Source organism: Kaarinaea lacus (genome assembly GCF_975902315.1).
Window position 1 is genome coordinate 1 of record NZ_CDLKIE010000315.1, and the last position, 15,878, is coordinate 15,878.

Genomic DNA, 15,878 nt, shown 5'->3' on the forward strand with positions numbered 1-15,878 from the left:
CCACATGACGCAAGTGCGCAAACAGCTTAAACAATTAACAAAGTAGTCCAGGTAATAAGCGACCGTTCTAGTTTGCGGAAGTCGCGCTTTTGATAACTTGCCGAGATTTGTCGATGGCGTTTTCTATGTAATTGGCATAGAACTCTGGCGTGTTGTATCCAATCATCTCGGGGGCCAGTTGCTTGCCGCTGGCGTCCACAAACTGCAGGGTTGGTGTCACTTCGACGCCACGCTTGAAGGCAAAGTTTTCAGCGTCAACCAGGTTCCCGTTAAAGTCCCGGATATTATCGATCCCGTCAATCATGACCTTGCGGATAATGACACGGTTATTGAATTGTCCGCTTTGGTACATGGGACCCAGGATTTCGTCTTCCAGGCGTTCGCAATATTCGCAGGTTTCCGCTGCATACATAATCAGGATCGGTAAATTTTGCTGATTAGATTGCAAAGCCAGCATGGCGAAATCGTCGGCCTTTGGCAGGTTGGAGTCGGTATCCTCGGCATTGGTATGAGCTACTAAAAAAATGAGCACACTTGCAATGATCAATTGATTAATTACCCAGGGCTTCATGTATTCCTCTTCAACAAATTGCCAATATTTACTCTATAGAAACAAAAAGTTAGGCTACTTAAAGCAGCCTTACCCACGAAGTGTGATAGCAATCCGGGGAACAGTGATTATATCTTAGTCGGTGCAGCTGGACAGCCCGGCTGACCCTTTTTAATTTTATGCCGGGTTTGTGCCAACTTATGAGACACAGGTAACAGATTGTCAGGCCTCGCCTAACAAACCGCGCAAATTGGCGAGATGTGCTTGTCCGGTCTGCTGACGTTGTTCCGGATCCTGTTTTTGATGCTTTTCCCAGGCAATGTTGTCCTCAGGAATTTCGTCGAGAAAACGGCTGGGTTCGCATGGAATCACTTCACCATTCCGTTTACGTTTGGCAGCCAGACTGAACGTCAGGGAACGTTGCGCCCGGGTAATACCGACGTAAGCCAGGCGCCTTTCTTCTTCGATATTTTCTTCCTGCACGCTTACATAATGCGGTAACAGGTTTTCTTCCATGCCCACCATGTACACATGGGGAAACTCAAGTCCCTTGGCGCTATGCAAGGTCAGCAAATTCACAGCGTTGGGCAGTTCGGATTCGTCATCGCCATCTTTGTCCAGCATATCAATCAGTGTCATTTGCTGTACCAGTTGCGCGAGACTTAGTTCCTCAGTAGAGGTTTCTACTATGTGCTCAATCCAGGCTAATAACTCGTAAACGTTTTCCAGCTTGCGCTCGGCGCTTGGAATATCTCGACAAATATCTTCCAGCCAGTCCTTGTATCCAATTTCGTCTACCAGATCATTTAATCCTGCAACCAGATCACCTCTTTCCATACGATCAGACATATACGCTACCCACTCGATAAAACGCCTGACACGCTTCAGGGGCCGTTCCGCCAGGTACTGGGATAATCCCATTTCATACCCAGCTTCACAGAGACTGACACCACGTTTGTTGGCATAGCTCACCAGCTTTTCCAGGGTACTCGGACCAATTTCACGACGCGGTGTATTGACTACCCTCAAAAAGGCCTGATCATCATCAGCGTTTGCCAGCAAACGCAAATATGCCATAACATCTTTTACTTCGGTCAAAGAGAAGAACGATGTGCCGCCGGTAATACGATAAGGAATTTTATATTCACGCAAACATTTCTCAAACAGTCGTGATTGATGATTGCCACGATACAATAACGCATAGTCGCGAAACTCGGTGCGCTTTTGAAATTTGTGATTCAATAAATGGTTAACCACGCGTTCGGCTTCGTGCTCTTCATCGCGCGCTTCGATAACCTTGAGTGGTTCACCAAAACCGAATTCACTCCAGAGATTTTTCCTGAACACATGCGGATTATTGGTAATCAGGCCGTTAGCGGCCTGAAGAATACAGCTTGTAGAACGATAGTTTTGTTCCAGTTTGACTACCGTTAAATTAGGAAAGTCAGTTTTTAATTGCGCCAGATTTTCAGGACAGGCACCTCTCCAGGCATAAATTGACTGATCATCATCGCCCACCACGGTTAACGCCGCACGGGGTCCTACCAACAGTTTGACCAATTGGTATTGTACTGCATTAGTATCCTGGTATTCATCGACTAACAGGTAACGAATCCTGTTTTGCCAGCGTTCCAGCACTTCCCGGTTTGACTCAAACAATGCTACCGGCAAACAAATCAGATCATCAAAATCGACCGCATTGTACACTTTCAATTGATGACAATAAGCAGCGTATAGTCCAGCCAGATCCTGTTTGACAGCAGTATCACACTGACTATTCAGCGCGACTTCCGGCGTAATAGCGGCATTTTTCCATAGCGATATTTGTTGCTGAGCCTGCTCAACGGGAACAACTTTTAGCAGGCTACTGGATGCCAGTTGCTTCAACAGTAACTGACTGTCCTGTGAATCATAAATAGAAATACGCGACTTATAACCTAATTGCTTATGCTCTTTCTGGAGGATTTTTAAACCCAGGGTATGAAAAGTTGAAACGGTCAATCCTTTGACGTCTTTTTTCGATAAACGACCCGTTACGCGCGACTTCATTTCTTTAGCCGCTTTGTTGGTAAATGTCACGGCTGCTATTTTGGAAGGTGCTATCCCACAACGCTGGATTAGATAGACGATTTTCTGGGTGATTACACTGGTTTTACCACTACCGGCACCCGCTAGAACCAGTAATGGGCCGTCAATGTGGTTCACAGCTTTGCGCTGTTGAGTATTTAACTTCGACATGCAATAAAAACGCTTTCTAAATCTTGTATAAAAACTGTTTGTGAGAATAAAATAATGTCTGGTTTGAGCTTTTGCTGCTAACTATTTATAGTTCGGACGTTTTTCCTTCACTCAATTACTTTACAATCGGCAAATTAAAATAGAATGTCGTTCCCTCGCCCTGCCGTGAATCAAATCCAATTCGTCCGTTATGTTCTTCTATAATCGCTTTTGAGATACTCAAGCCCAATCCGGAACTGCGTACTTTACCACTTTTTCCAGTTCTCGCCATGACAAATTTTTGAAAGACTTTGTCCTGGATATGTGGCGCAACACCTTCTCCATGATCAATAACACTTACCCGGACCATCGATGTTTCAGGACTGCTTACAAGAATCTCAATAACATCGTTAATTGCACCATACTTGGCCGCGTTTGACAGCAAATTTGCCAGTACTTGTTCGATTCGTACGGCATCACAGTTTACTTTCGCACTATCCGTTTTATCGTTAAGTAGAAATGTGACACCAAATTGATCTGCATAAATTTTATTATTCTTGATCGCTTTATCAATTATTGGTCGTAGTTCGCACACCTGTTTTGACATGTGCAACTTACCGGATTCAAACTTCTGCAAATCCAGAAAATCGTTAACCAGGGTTAGCAGCCGCATCGTGTTGCTGCTGGCCATATCAAGTAAACGCCTGGTTTCCTCCTCGATTGGGCCAGTGGCTCCACGCATCACCAAATCCAGTGCGCCATGAATAGCCGCCGCCGGGGTACGAAATTCATGGCTAATGACGCCCATCAACTCATGTTTTTGCTTTTCGACCTGCTCGCGCTGTAGTTCCTCTTTTCGCAACCATATAACCATGACAATACCCACCACCAGGAATATTAAAAACAATATAGTTGCCTCTAGATATAAATTGCGCTGGTAACGGGAAAATAAATCAGCATTATAAAGGTCCACGGCATCCCAGCGAGTTTCTGACACTGGCACACTAATTAACATGCGGTTTTTTTCTTCATCGGATAAACGGTAATCATTTCGTACGATATGATTTCTTGCGCCTTCAGCAATCACTTCTATCAAATTATTAAATGCAGGATAGATCAACATTAACGTGTGTCCGGGCGTTTGTGCGGCACGAAGCGTAGTACCCAGAGCATCTGCATGAAAACTGATAAACAGCACGCCTTCTTTCTCCCCGAAGTTAGTCATCACATCAAAATGGTAACCTTCATAATTGGGATGTATATAAGGGTGGTAGTACTGCTTCTCTGCAAATGACTTGATATCGACACGGCAGGAATCCGCCACCAGGCCATCAAAATCTTCAAACAATGGAACACCATCGGAACTTGCCACGGTAAACGCAAAGTGGCCGGGGAAATATTGCTTAATCAGTGCCGCTAACTGTTGGTAGTGTTGTTCATTTTCAGGATCCGTCGCGACAGCGCGAATAGCGGCCAGGTGCTGATCCGCGAATACCTGTACCAGGCGATTTCGCTCCCCTACAAACCGGGATACCTCTTCGGCGATTGCAGACGCTGATTCTGCTGCGATGAATTGGTGATACGCTTCATGATCAGCGATCCTGCCCTGTATTACCCACAGTAAGAATGCAGCAGCCAGGCCGATGATCAATGCAACGAACCAGAAATAACTTTTTGATATCAATTGAACTGACTGCTGAATTTTAGCCAAGTGACGCTACCAGATTATTATTTTTAAATTAAATAGAATGAATAGTATTAACGAAGATTATATCCGTTAAAGGAATAGAAGAGTCAACTGCAGTTTAATCCAGGATTGCGTTTTTCAGCGGATTTCGTGGCGCGTAATGTTGTAAAAACTCATCAATTTTATCTGCAGGTACCGGGGGGCTGAAATAATAACCTTGTAAAAAATCGCAATGTTGTTGCTTAAGGAAGGCAGCCTGGGTTCGCGTCTCCACACCCTCCGCTACAACCTTTAATCCCAGGCTATGCGCCAGCGCTATGATTCCTTTAGCAGCGTTACCATCCTGCTCGCGATCAGCAATCCGCATAACAAATGAACGATCAATGTTTAATGAATCTATTGGCAATTTCTGCAGCATGTTCATGGAGGAATGTCCGGCACCGAAATCGTCAATGGCAGTACGCAAACCCAACGATTTTAATCGATTCATCGTATCGATGGTGCCTGAAATATTTTTCATGGCAACATCTTCAGTAATCTCAACGCAGACTAGAGCCGGATTTAGCCTGGTTGACGTTAACACCTGCTCAATATTTTCAACAATACCTTCCTGGGCAAATTGCCTGGATGACATATTAATCGACAATCGCAAATCAGGATGACCTGACTGATGCCAACGTAATAATTCATTACATGCGTTGACTAACACCCACTGACCAATTGACAGAATCAATCCACTTTCATCAGCAATGGCCATAAATTTTGATGGTGATAGCATGCCAAATTCCGGGTGGTTCCAGCGTAACAATGCTTCTACACCAACGACAGTGTTGGTTTCATTGTCAACTTGAGGCTGGTAATACAAACATAATTCGCCATTGGCAACGGCCTTGCCCAGGTTTTTTTCCATTTCCAGGCGACGTCGTGCCCGATCGTTCATATCATAGGTGTAGTAGCAAAAACAATTGCCGCCCAGTTCCTTGGCACGATACATCGCAGCGTCGGCGTTACGCAGCATTTCCCCGCGATCCGAACTATCAAGCGGGTATAGCGCTACGCCAATACTGGCACTGGTATAAATTTTGTGTCCACGAATTCTGTAGGGTTGTGACAGGCGAAACCTGAGTTTTTCTACAATCTTTTCCAGCTCGTCGACGTTACTTAATCCTTCTACCGCCACCGCAAATTCATCACCGCTTATGCGTGCAACAATATCGCCCTGTCGCATGGTGCTACGTAACCGTCTTGCTACCGACTTCAACAGTTCATCACCAACCGCATGGCCCAGGTTGTCATTAATCATCTTGAAATTATCAAGATCAAAAAAACAGACGGCTAACAGTTTTTCAGTGCTATGCGCCTTTGACATTGCATGAGACAGGCGTTCCTGAAACAAACGCCGGTTGGACAGGTCAGTCAGGCTGTCGTATAAGGCCTGATGCTGCATTGAAGTTTCGGTCTTCTTGCGTTCGGTAATATCCTGAATAATACCTACCACACTGACAGGACTGCCGTTATTGTAAGTAACTTCGCCTTGCAGATTTACAAAACACTCAGCACCACTCCTGGTAATAATACGATGATCGACATTAAGCTTTTCGCGATTAAACAATGCATTATCGATAACAGTTTTAACATTGTCTCGGTCAGATAAATGGATGAGATCCAGGAAGGAACTTAAACTATTATCGAACTCACTGCGTCCGATACCAAACAACTTCAACGCTTCATCCGATAAAGCAATCCGGCAATCGGGTACACTCAATTGCCAATAACCTATCCCGGCAACCTGATGGACCTGTTTCAACTGTTCCTGCCAGGATTTTAAATCCTGGGTACGACTGTTATTCCTTAACGCATACTTGATACGCTGCGAGACAAAATGCAGATTAGTAGTCTTGGTAATAAAATCTGTGGCACCAGCATCAAAGGCCTGGCGAATATACTCAAGCCCATCGACACCGGTTAACATCAGGACAGGAATATCTTTAAATGCCTGATTGTTACGAATTTCCTGGCAGGTTTCTATGCCATCTTTTCCTGGCATAATCACGTCCAGCAAAATAACACTGGGAGTTATTTCGGTAAGTTTATCCAGCGCCGCGGCACCAGAATTACACTCATAGACCTGCATACCCACCTTTTCGAGTTCACGGCGGATAAGTAATCGCTCATCTGGTTCATCGTCAACCAGCATTACTGTTGGCTGTACCGATGCCAACTCGTCTGACACTGTGATCTCCTTGAGTACGCTTCAAAAATTTATTCAGGATAGATGTAACTACTGCCCGAAAACCCTAAACCTACGAGTGTCCAACAAATCGACTGCTGTCGCTGTACTTGTCCAGCTACCGGAAATTACGACTTGACGAGATTGAAAGCCCCAATTATTACTATCGACGTTCCGTAAGTTTCGACCAGTTTACACTACGACATGTTACATACTATTAACCTGATCACTAAAACTATGTACTCCAGCCGCAAATAGTTTAGAAGAGATCTACCACCATACAGCCTAAAAGTTACAAGCTTTTATTTATTGTATTTTTGACTGTGGTTTACACCGATGCAAATTCCCTATTGCTTGCAAAAGAATAGGTATTTGCAACCTTGCAGTCAACGATTTCATCCATTATACCAATTACATTTCATATTGATAATCTTTATCCAACGATTGAAGCGTTGAATAAAAACGCCGTTCCAGCGGTTGAGCCTTATTGGGATCCATAAAACCTGAACCATGCCATTGACTTAGCAACTGTGCTATTTCCGCCTGAACGTTATGGTTTTTAGACTGTTTCATCTTGTCAGCGAGTTGCGACACCTGATATTCCATTCGGCGCTGCCTGGATTCCGGCGGAGATTCAACATCCGCCAGCACTTCGAGCCGTATACACAACATCTCCTTCTTTTCCGCTATAACATCATCCTGGTTGAGCAAAGACGGCTTAACAGCCTCTATACCATCACTACCGATTTTTCCTGAATATTCTTTAAGTTGATCGAACCGCTCCTGAACCGCCTGATCTACCACACTTAATTTTGAACTTACGGTTTGCCAGCGTTCTTGCAGAGTTGCCACTGAGTCAGTTAACTGCGCGGGATCTGCAGTTCCCTGCAAACAATCAAATATAGCCTGTTCCAGTTCATTGCAAAGACCGACATTCTGTTGCAGCTTTTGCTTTTCAAGCCGCAACTTGTCCGCGTACTCATTTTTAATCTGTTTTTCAAATTCCTGGCAGGCCCGTAACAAACGGCGTTCTTGCGGATGATCTTTTTTAAGCCTGGGCAACTGATCCCACTCGGATTTCAATTGATCTATCTGCGATCTTGCCTGAAGTAAAGACTCGCCATTCAATTTACTGGCCGCTTCAATCTGTTTTATTAACTGGTTACGTTGCTGCTTTTCTGTTTCGCGCGCCTCATTAAGCGCATCCTGTTCCGCACGGCGCACTTGAAAAACTTTATCGCATGCTTCACGAAATTGTTGCCAAACTTGCAGGTCTTTTCTGGCAACACCAACCGTTTTCCATTCCGCTTGAGCCTGCTTGACCGATTCAACTGCCTGATCGACATCAATCGATTGCTCAGATAACTGGCTGGATAATGACTGGATACGTTTTATAAGGGTCTCTTTGATTTCTCGGTTTTGCTGTTGATGTGTTCGTAACAGTTTTTCCAATGCATGGAAAACAGAGTTATAGCGTTTATTTATCCTGGCTCTATCCCCTCGATTCACTACGCCTAACTGCCCCCAATCTTTGCGGGCCGCATGAATAATTTTATCCATTGCTTTCCAGTCCACTTCACCAGGTTCCTGGTTAGCCACTTTTTGCTGGTACGCTTCCAGATCCTGACAAAACTGTTCACGTTTACTTAAATTCGCAGCCCTCTGCTCCGCCTGTTGGTCAAAGTATTGCTGACAGGGTTCATAAGCCTGATTACATACTGCGTCAAACTGTTGCCATAACTCCTGGTCGCTGTCATGCTCACCTGTTGTCAGTTTTTTCCATTCGTTTCTGGCAGCCTTAATCATGTCGGCTGCATTAACAAAATCAAAGTCTGGATTATCCTTATTCGCCTCAAGCTCCTGCACCAGATCCGACACTTCACGAATTAACTTTTCCTTAACGGGCGCATTTGACCATTGTCGCCAGGATTGCAGATCCGTTAATTGCTGCTCGGCATGATGAAACGTGGCAAGCGTACCGCTTTTGTTTAGCAAGGACTTGCCCTCATCATCCAGTTGTTTCAGCAGTTTTTTCCCCCTGTGCACCAACCGGGCAGCGTGTTTTGATTGCCCTTTTTCTACCGCTTCCTTCAACTCCCTGATTAGCGTGTTAAAGTCACTTAGAATGTTACTTCTTGCATCATCCTGTGCAGCCAGTCGCTTCTGCAGGTCATCGATCGCCTTGTTGTACTGGTCAATCATTTGCTGCGCAACCAGGGCGTTTACTGGCCGCGATAACTTTTTATAACGTTGCTGTAAATGCTCAACATCTCGTTTTGACAAAGAACCCTCAGAAGCCAGAACATTCTTTGCATCGGCAAGGATTTCGACTAATTGCGAACGATATGCCTCAATAACCGGTAACTCGGCCAGATACTGTTCTAGCCGAGAAAAATTAGCTTCAAATTCTGGTTTTGCCTGTGGAAGATCGGCGACAGGCAAGGCGGCACCAGCCTCTTCCATTATTCCATTATAGTTTTGCTGCCACTGTCGCCTGATGTCCGCTGCAAATTGAGTCAACTCGGACCCGTCGGGAAGTTTATTAATATCTAATTTCTCATATTGCTGAAGTTTTTGTGAAAGCTGCTCATTAATACTGCGCAGCTTGTCGATCACATCCGTATCAACGACTTCCGGCGAAACTTCCCATGATTGTTTATTAACAGCGTGTTTCAGTTCTGCTTCGAACAATTTATACGACTGCTCTACCTGCTCATCATCCTGCTCATTATCCTGACGACCCAGTTGCACGCATAAGCCACGCCACTGTTCATGCAAACTACGTAAGCGCGATTCATTTTTACACCACTCTTTACTCAATTTGCACAGTTCAACCAGCTCCAGGAAATCTTTGCTAACACGTTTATGTTCATTGATTAACGTATTGCGTTCACTGAGCACGCTATCAAGCTCCTGAAGCTTTTCCTGTGCTCGAGCCGCCAGCTGTTTATCTTTACGTTTTAGCGCCTTAACGACTCGTTTCAGGGCACTTGTGCTCTCCAGTTTTTCCAGGGCTAATTTGCGAACCTCATCATTTTCCGCGTTGACTACAACTTCAACTATCGCACTTTCATCGTTAATTTTATCTAATACATAACGCTGCATCTCTTTGATATTGGTATGCTTAACGACGTACTGGAAAATTCCAGTCTCATTGAGAGAATCCAGCTTGGCCTTAAGCTGATCAATACTAAGCTCACACGTGTTATTCGATAACAGAATACATAAGCGCGTTGTTGCTTCCTGATAAATCTCGCCGTTTTGCCCGGCATGTCTCAAGGCCTGCAAAGCATCTATTTTGTTGAGACGCCTGATCGCCAACCGGCGAATAAACAATTCAGGATCATTTTCAACCACATCCAGCAAGATGTCCTGAGACTCTTCGCGGGTTGCATCCAGCGCCATTAAAGCCTGCTTTCGCACTTGTGGACTTTTATGTTTCCACTTAGGGGCAAATATATTTCCAATAAGCATTTTTCAATTCTTAAAAGTTTCTGAGTATATTGTCAGGATATAGCTACGTAGCGTGTACTTCTTTACCTCACCGGGCAAGCAATTACCAGGGATTGGGAATAACCCATCCTGGTAATTAAATCAGATCAACATTATACCAATATGAATAGTTTTTAAGATATCCAGCGCTTAGAATTCTATCGTGACAAGCCTGGTAGTGATTTATTGATTCGGAATAAAATGGTGGCCATCTAATCAGGAATAAGGATTAACATTTAGACTGCATGCTGCTTCTCGTTTTTTGAAATCAAAAACGCGCATTCTCCCTTCCGCCAAATAGCATCGCTTTCAAAAGATCAGGTGCCGACCTGCTATCAATAATCTGTCCAAAAACGCTGGACTAACCGGACTGCTGGGCTATTCATACCCAATGCCGTAAGCACTATGTTATTTTGCCTGGCTAGATATCGAACAATACGAGTCGCAATTCGATGACCGGCAGCAGCGATTTGCTATGTTTAACAATATTTCCCTTTTAAATATTTAAAAATCTATTAACCAGATATGACGCCAGGCTTAATCGCTCGATTTTTAGCAATTGATGTGCTAAAACAGTTTTACTTGTTTCAAAAGGTGTTTAAAGCGTTATTTCTAGGGTAGGGGGGCATCTTTTGAGACTAACTAACAACATCGTTATCCTTGCAATGTTCCCCTCTTGATCGATCCTCATGTATCGATAACTCCATGCTGCTCGCATGAGGTTTCAACAACAATGTTCAGGATTATTTAGTCCTTCAATACAGATCGAACTGTGTTTGGCTGAGTTAGCTGTCAAGGGAAAATGACAATAATGCTACTTGATAACCCAATAATGAAATCCAGAACAGGCTTGATCCTGGCGGTATGGTTTCTGGGACTGACACAAATTGAATGTGCCCTGGCAAACGACACCGCTATTGAAAATGTCAGCCAGGCGGATAATCTCAGGGAACCTGCTATTGTACAGGAACCTATTAGCCCTATTCCTGACTACTATGTGAAATCCGCATCGGAAAAAATTGCGCTTGGTGAACAGCTGTTCAAGGACAGGAGGCTGGACAGCAAGAAAAAAATCGCCTGCGTGGATTGCCACAATCTGGATATTGGTGGCACCGATCAACTGGCGTTTTCAGTGAACGGTGCAGGAATACCCACCCAGTTTAACACCCCCACTATATATAACGTGGCATTAAATACGCAATATTACTGGTCCGGCAAAATAGAATCGCTGGACGAACAAATCACTGATGCCATAAAGGAAATTAACTCCACGTGGCCACAGCTAATTCAGACTATCAAATCGATTCCGGAATACGAAGAACAGTTTAATAGTTTATATTCTGATGGCGTCACCAGGGAAAATTTCAAAGATGTATTGATAAGTTTTGAGTTATCACTGCTAACACCCAATTCGGCATTTGATAAATACCTCAAAGGCGACGCAACCGCTTTATCAAGTAAAGAACTGAAAGGATATAAACTTTTTAAATCATATGGCTGTATTACATGCCATCAAGGTATCAATATAGGTGGTAACTTTGTACTGCGCCTGGAAAAACTGGGCGCACCGTTTGGAAACCTCAATTCAACCAGCGGGCGACTACAGGGTAAAATAAAGCAAATTCGGGTACCCAGCTTACGAAACGTTGCGGTAACACCACCGTATTTTCACGACGGCTCTGCTACCACGCTACACCAGGCCGTCAGCAGAATGCTGGACGAATACCTCGGCATAGGCATTAAAGACCAGGAGATTTCACAGATAGTAAGCTTCCTGAAAACGCTGACCGGCGAATACAGGGGACAGAAACTGTGAAACCCATTCATCTAAAGTCAATGTTAATTGCCAGTGGATTCATCATCGTTTCCTGTGTTTTGTTCCTGAACAGCAAATCAACAAACTTACAACAGTTTCAACAGGAAATTCAGTTACTTCGCGAGATCAGATTAATTAACGCCCTGGTAAACCAGGAGTTACTCACATTACGCTACCAGCTGTATACCAACTTTGATTCACTCTCCGAATATGTAAACCGACTGAAGAACAAATACCGTTCACTAAAGAAATTGTCAGACACATCACATCAGGTTATTGAAACCGAAAAACTAAATAACCTGATTCAGTATCTGGATGAAAAGTTCCACCTGACTGATGATTTTAAAACTGCAAATGCATTATTGAAAAACTCACTAACTGTATTTCCCAATTTAAATACCGACTTACAGAACAGGCTGGTAAATTTTAATAACACTGAGCATGTTATAAACCATGTGGATAGTTTATTGAGAGACATCTATTTATACAGCTTAACAAATGACGATCATGTGGATAGCCAACTGCTGGACAAAGTTGAAACACTTGAAAGCCTTCAATTCAGCGTTGAACCGGAAATAATTCCGTACCTTCATGTTATTTACAAACATGCAAAAACGGTAATCGAGAACCGTCAGGAAGTAAACTCGGTTGTAGGCGAATTAATGGAGCTTCCAATTGAATCACTCACCTACAACCTTCAGAAAGATTACTCCTTGCACAATGAAAACATACTGGAACAAAGTAATGTTTACAGATTCATACTGTTCATATTGTCCGTAATACTGTTATCAACAACGGCCTACATACTTATTAAACTGAAAAGAAAAACTCACGAACTGGAACATGAAAAAAACCGGGCATTAGTAACATTACATTCCATTGGCGATGGGATTATCACAACGGATGCAGACGGAATTGTGCAATACCTGAATCCTGTTGCAGAGCAGTTAACCGGTTGGGAAAATGAAACGGCCCACAACAAACACCTGTCAAGTATATTTCATGTGTTTGATGAAAGAACCAACCGCAAGATAGAAACACTGGTAGAACGCTGTATCGCAGGAAACAGAAATATTTCCTCTGCCACGCAAAGTGTTTTGATACATAAGGATGGCACCAGAACCGCCATAGAAGATACTGCCGCTCCCATTCGCGGCTACAACGACGACATCATCGGCAGCATAATCGTATTTCGCGACGTGAGCCGTACGCGCGACTTAAGTCGCAAACTTTCCTACCAGGCCAGCCACGATGCGTTAACCAATGTTATTAACCGTCGAGCTTTTGAAATCCAGCTTGCCAAAGCCATGAAACGCGCCAAAGATAGCAAACTAAAGCATGCACTGCTCTATCTGGACCTGGATCAGTTCAAGGTAGTCAATGACACCTGCGGTCATGACGCAGGTGATCAACTGCTAATACAGGTTACTGCATTACTACAGTCAAAATTAGGCGACACGGATACTTTAGCCCGACTGGGCGGGGATGAATTTGGAATATTATTAAGAAATTGCTCCTTAAATCAGGCCAGGGAATTTGCTGAAACCATATTAATTACACTGAAACAGTTTCGCTTCGAATGGCAGAGTATTCACTTTCACCTGGGCGTCAGTATTGGCATTGCCATGATTGACGAAAATAGTGACAATCTCGTTACCGCAATGAGCGCTGCCGATATGGCATGCTACGTAGCCAAGGACACCGGCCGAAATCGGATTCACATCTACAGCCATGGCAATAAAGAGCTAATACGTCGCCGCGATGAAATGCAGTGGATGTCGAAACTTACCCAGGCACTAAAAGAAAACCGATTCATCCTGTACAAACAACCAATCGTACCCCTGTGTTCTGGCGATAGACCAAAACTACGTTATGAATTGTTGATTCGTCTGCATGACACGAATGGCAGATTGATTCAGCCCAACGAATTCATTCCCGCCGCCGAACGTTATAATTTTATGCCAACCCTCGACAGGTGGGTGATTCGCACAGCGTTTCAATCACTGGCCGACAATAACCAGGAAAATGCCAGCTACTCAATAAACTTATCGGGCACATCATTAAATACAAATACCCTGTTAAAATACATCACACAGGAATACAAAAAACACGATATTAATCCGGAGAACATCTGTTTTGAAATTACTGAAACAGCGGCTATAGACAATCTACAGAAAGTTGCGAAGCTGGTTCGCGAATTGAAAAAAATTGGTTTTAAATTCGCCCTTGATGACTTTGGAAAAGGCGTAAGCTCGTTTATGTATCTCAGCAGTTTACCCGTGGATTATTTGAAGATTGATGGCGAGTTCGTAAAAAACCTGCTGAATAATACGGTAAACCATGCAATCATATGGTCAATCAATAATATCGGGCGTATCCTGGGCATTCAAATAATTGCGGAATATGTAGAAAATGAACATCTACATGATGCGTTAATCGATATTGGTATTGACTACGCGCAAGGGTATAAATTTGGAGAACCCGAACCCTTACAGAATAACTTAAGTTACAAAAATCGCAACGCTATCACACCCGGCACTATTGCTTGACCGCCAGAATCCCCGATACCACCCTATACCAATACCGTCCCGCTCCAATACCACCCCACTCCGTTACCGTCCCGCTCCACTACCAGCGCAGTCCCAACCATACTCGTCGCGACTATGCTACAGAACATTACCAGCTGGCGTGGCTATGACTGGCTATTGCGACCTGGAACGCTGCCGGTTTTTCGCAACCGAATCAGTAATGATGAAACAATATAACTAATGCCTGCGATTAATATGATCGTTGCCCCGGCCGGTAAATCAGGCTCATAAGATACCATAAGTCCGGCGCAGGAAAATAATATCCCCAATGCCATGGCCAATACCATAATTCCTTTTAATGAGTTTTGGTATTGCATTGCAATCGCCGCTGGCAGGGTCAACAGCGCAATGACCAATATCAAACCAACAACCTGGATCAACAATACGACGGTAAGCGCAACCAGGCAGAGCAATAACATATAAAACAATTCAACGTTCACACCACGCAACCTGGCAAACTCTTCATCAAAACAAACAATTAGAAAGTGTTTATAAAACACGGTTACAGCCATTAACAGAATCACATCCAGAGCCAGCATTATGTACAGCTCGTCCCGGGACACCATTAAAATATTACCGAATAAATAACTCATTAGATCGATGCTATAGCCTGGCGTTTTTGCTATAAAAATTATCCCAATAGCCATACCAATGGACCAAACTGCCGCAATGATTGTGTCTTCGTCCTCTCTCCAACGCAGTTTTATCCAGCCAATTATGAGGGCAGCTACAATCGCTGAAATAATTGCCCCCATCACCGGGCTACCACCCAGGAAGTAAGCGACACCCATGCCAGCCAGTACGCTGTGCGCGATTCCTCCCGCCAGAAAGTTTATGCGTTTCACAACAACGTATGTCCCCATTAATCCGCAACCAATACCAGCAAGAACGCCCGCCAATAATGCGTATTGTAGAAATGTTTGGGAAACAATCGCGTCGAATATATTCATAATAATTTATTGCCGGGCTTCTTTATAAGAAAATCAGTGACTATGCTGAATCATGTGAACAGGAGAACCGTAAAGCTCTTCAATGGTCTTGCCTGATATCGCAGACGTTTCATGACACACCATGGTTCGATTCAAGCACGCTACGCGAGTAACATATTCCGAGATAAAACCGATATCGTGCGATACAACGAGAATTGTGGAACGTTCATTGAGCTTTTTTAACAAGTCGAAAATATCTTCTTCAACTCGCGAGTCGATATTCGAAGTCGGCTCGTCCAATATCAGAATCTTCGGCCGGCTCACCAATGCCCGAGCGATTAAAACTCTTTGTAACTGACCACCTGACAA

Annotated in this window: 9 protein-coding genes; 2 read left to right on the forward strand and 7 right to left on the reverse strand. The window is 43.9% G+C overall.

The features are described 5' to 3' along the window. Positions 1–67 precede the first annotated feature (67 nt). From ACWVCM_RS10100 to ACWVCM_RS10120, 5 genes are all read right to left on the reverse strand, one after another. Positions 68–571, reverse strand: coding sequence for a thioredoxin family protein (locus ACWVCM_RS10100; RefSeq protein ID WP_455201623.1), 504 nt, complete (start codon positions 569–571; stop codon positions 68–70). A 201-nt stretch (positions 572–772) separates the two neighbouring features. After that, the gene (rep, locus tag ACWVCM_RS10105) at positions 773–2,788 is read right to left on the reverse strand and encodes a DNA helicase Rep (RefSeq protein WP_455201624.1); all 2,016 of its coding nucleotides are present in this window, start codon (positions 2,786–2,788) and stop codon (positions 773–775) included. A gap of 115 nt (positions 2,789–2,903) precedes the next feature. After that, positions 2,904–4,478: a sensor histidine kinase gene (locus ACWVCM_RS10110; RefSeq protein WP_455201625.1), complete on the reverse strand. Its 1,575-nt coding sequence runs from the start codon at positions 4,476–4,478 to the stop codon at positions 2,904–2,906. A gap of 94 nt (positions 4,479–4,572) precedes the next feature. Beyond that, positions 4,573–6,687, reverse strand: coding sequence for a two-component system response regulator (locus ACWVCM_RS10115; protein ID WP_455201626.1), 2,115 nt, complete (start codon positions 6,685–6,687; stop codon positions 4,573–4,575). 408 nt (positions 6,688–7,095) lie between these two features. Continuing rightward, positions 7,096–10,158 carry a DUF349 domain-containing protein gene (locus tag ACWVCM_RS10120; protein WP_455201627.1) on the reverse strand — a complete coding sequence of 1,021 codons (3,063 nt, stop codon included), beginning with the start codon at positions 10,156–10,158 and terminating at the stop codon, positions 7,096–7,098. Positions 10,159–11,008: 850 nt separating this feature from the next. Between ACWVCM_RS10120 and ACWVCM_RS10125 the strand changes: the two genes are divergently transcribed. Both ACWVCM_RS10125 and ACWVCM_RS10130 read left to right on the forward strand, forming a co-directional pair. Then, the gene (locus tag ACWVCM_RS10125) at positions 11,009–11,992 is read left to right on the forward strand and encodes a cytochrome-c peroxidase (protein WP_455201628.1); all 984 of its coding nucleotides are present in this window, start codon (positions 11,009–11,011) and stop codon (positions 11,990–11,992) included. Next, on the forward strand, positions 11,989–14,541 hold the full coding sequence (locus ACWVCM_RS10130; RefSeq protein ID WP_455201629.1) for an EAL domain-containing protein: 2,553 nt from the start codon (positions 11,989–11,991) through the stop codon (positions 14,539–14,541). The genes ACWVCM_RS10125 and ACWVCM_RS10130 overlap by 4 nt, the downstream gene beginning before the upstream one ends. 143 nt (positions 14,542–14,684) lie before the next feature. Here the strand turns inward: ACWVCM_RS10130 and ACWVCM_RS10135 are convergent, their stop codons facing one another. Both ACWVCM_RS10135 and ACWVCM_RS10140 read right to left on the reverse strand, forming a co-directional pair. Further along, positions 14,685–15,530, reverse strand: coding sequence for a metal ABC transporter permease (locus ACWVCM_RS10135; protein WP_455201630.1), 846 nt, complete (start codon positions 15,528–15,530; stop codon positions 14,685–14,687). Positions 15,531–15,563: 33 nt separating this feature from the next. After that, a partial coding sequence (locus ACWVCM_RS10140; RefSeq protein ID WP_455201631.1) for an ATP-binding cassette domain-containing protein occupies positions 15,564–15,878 on the reverse strand: 315 nt, incomplete at its 5' end.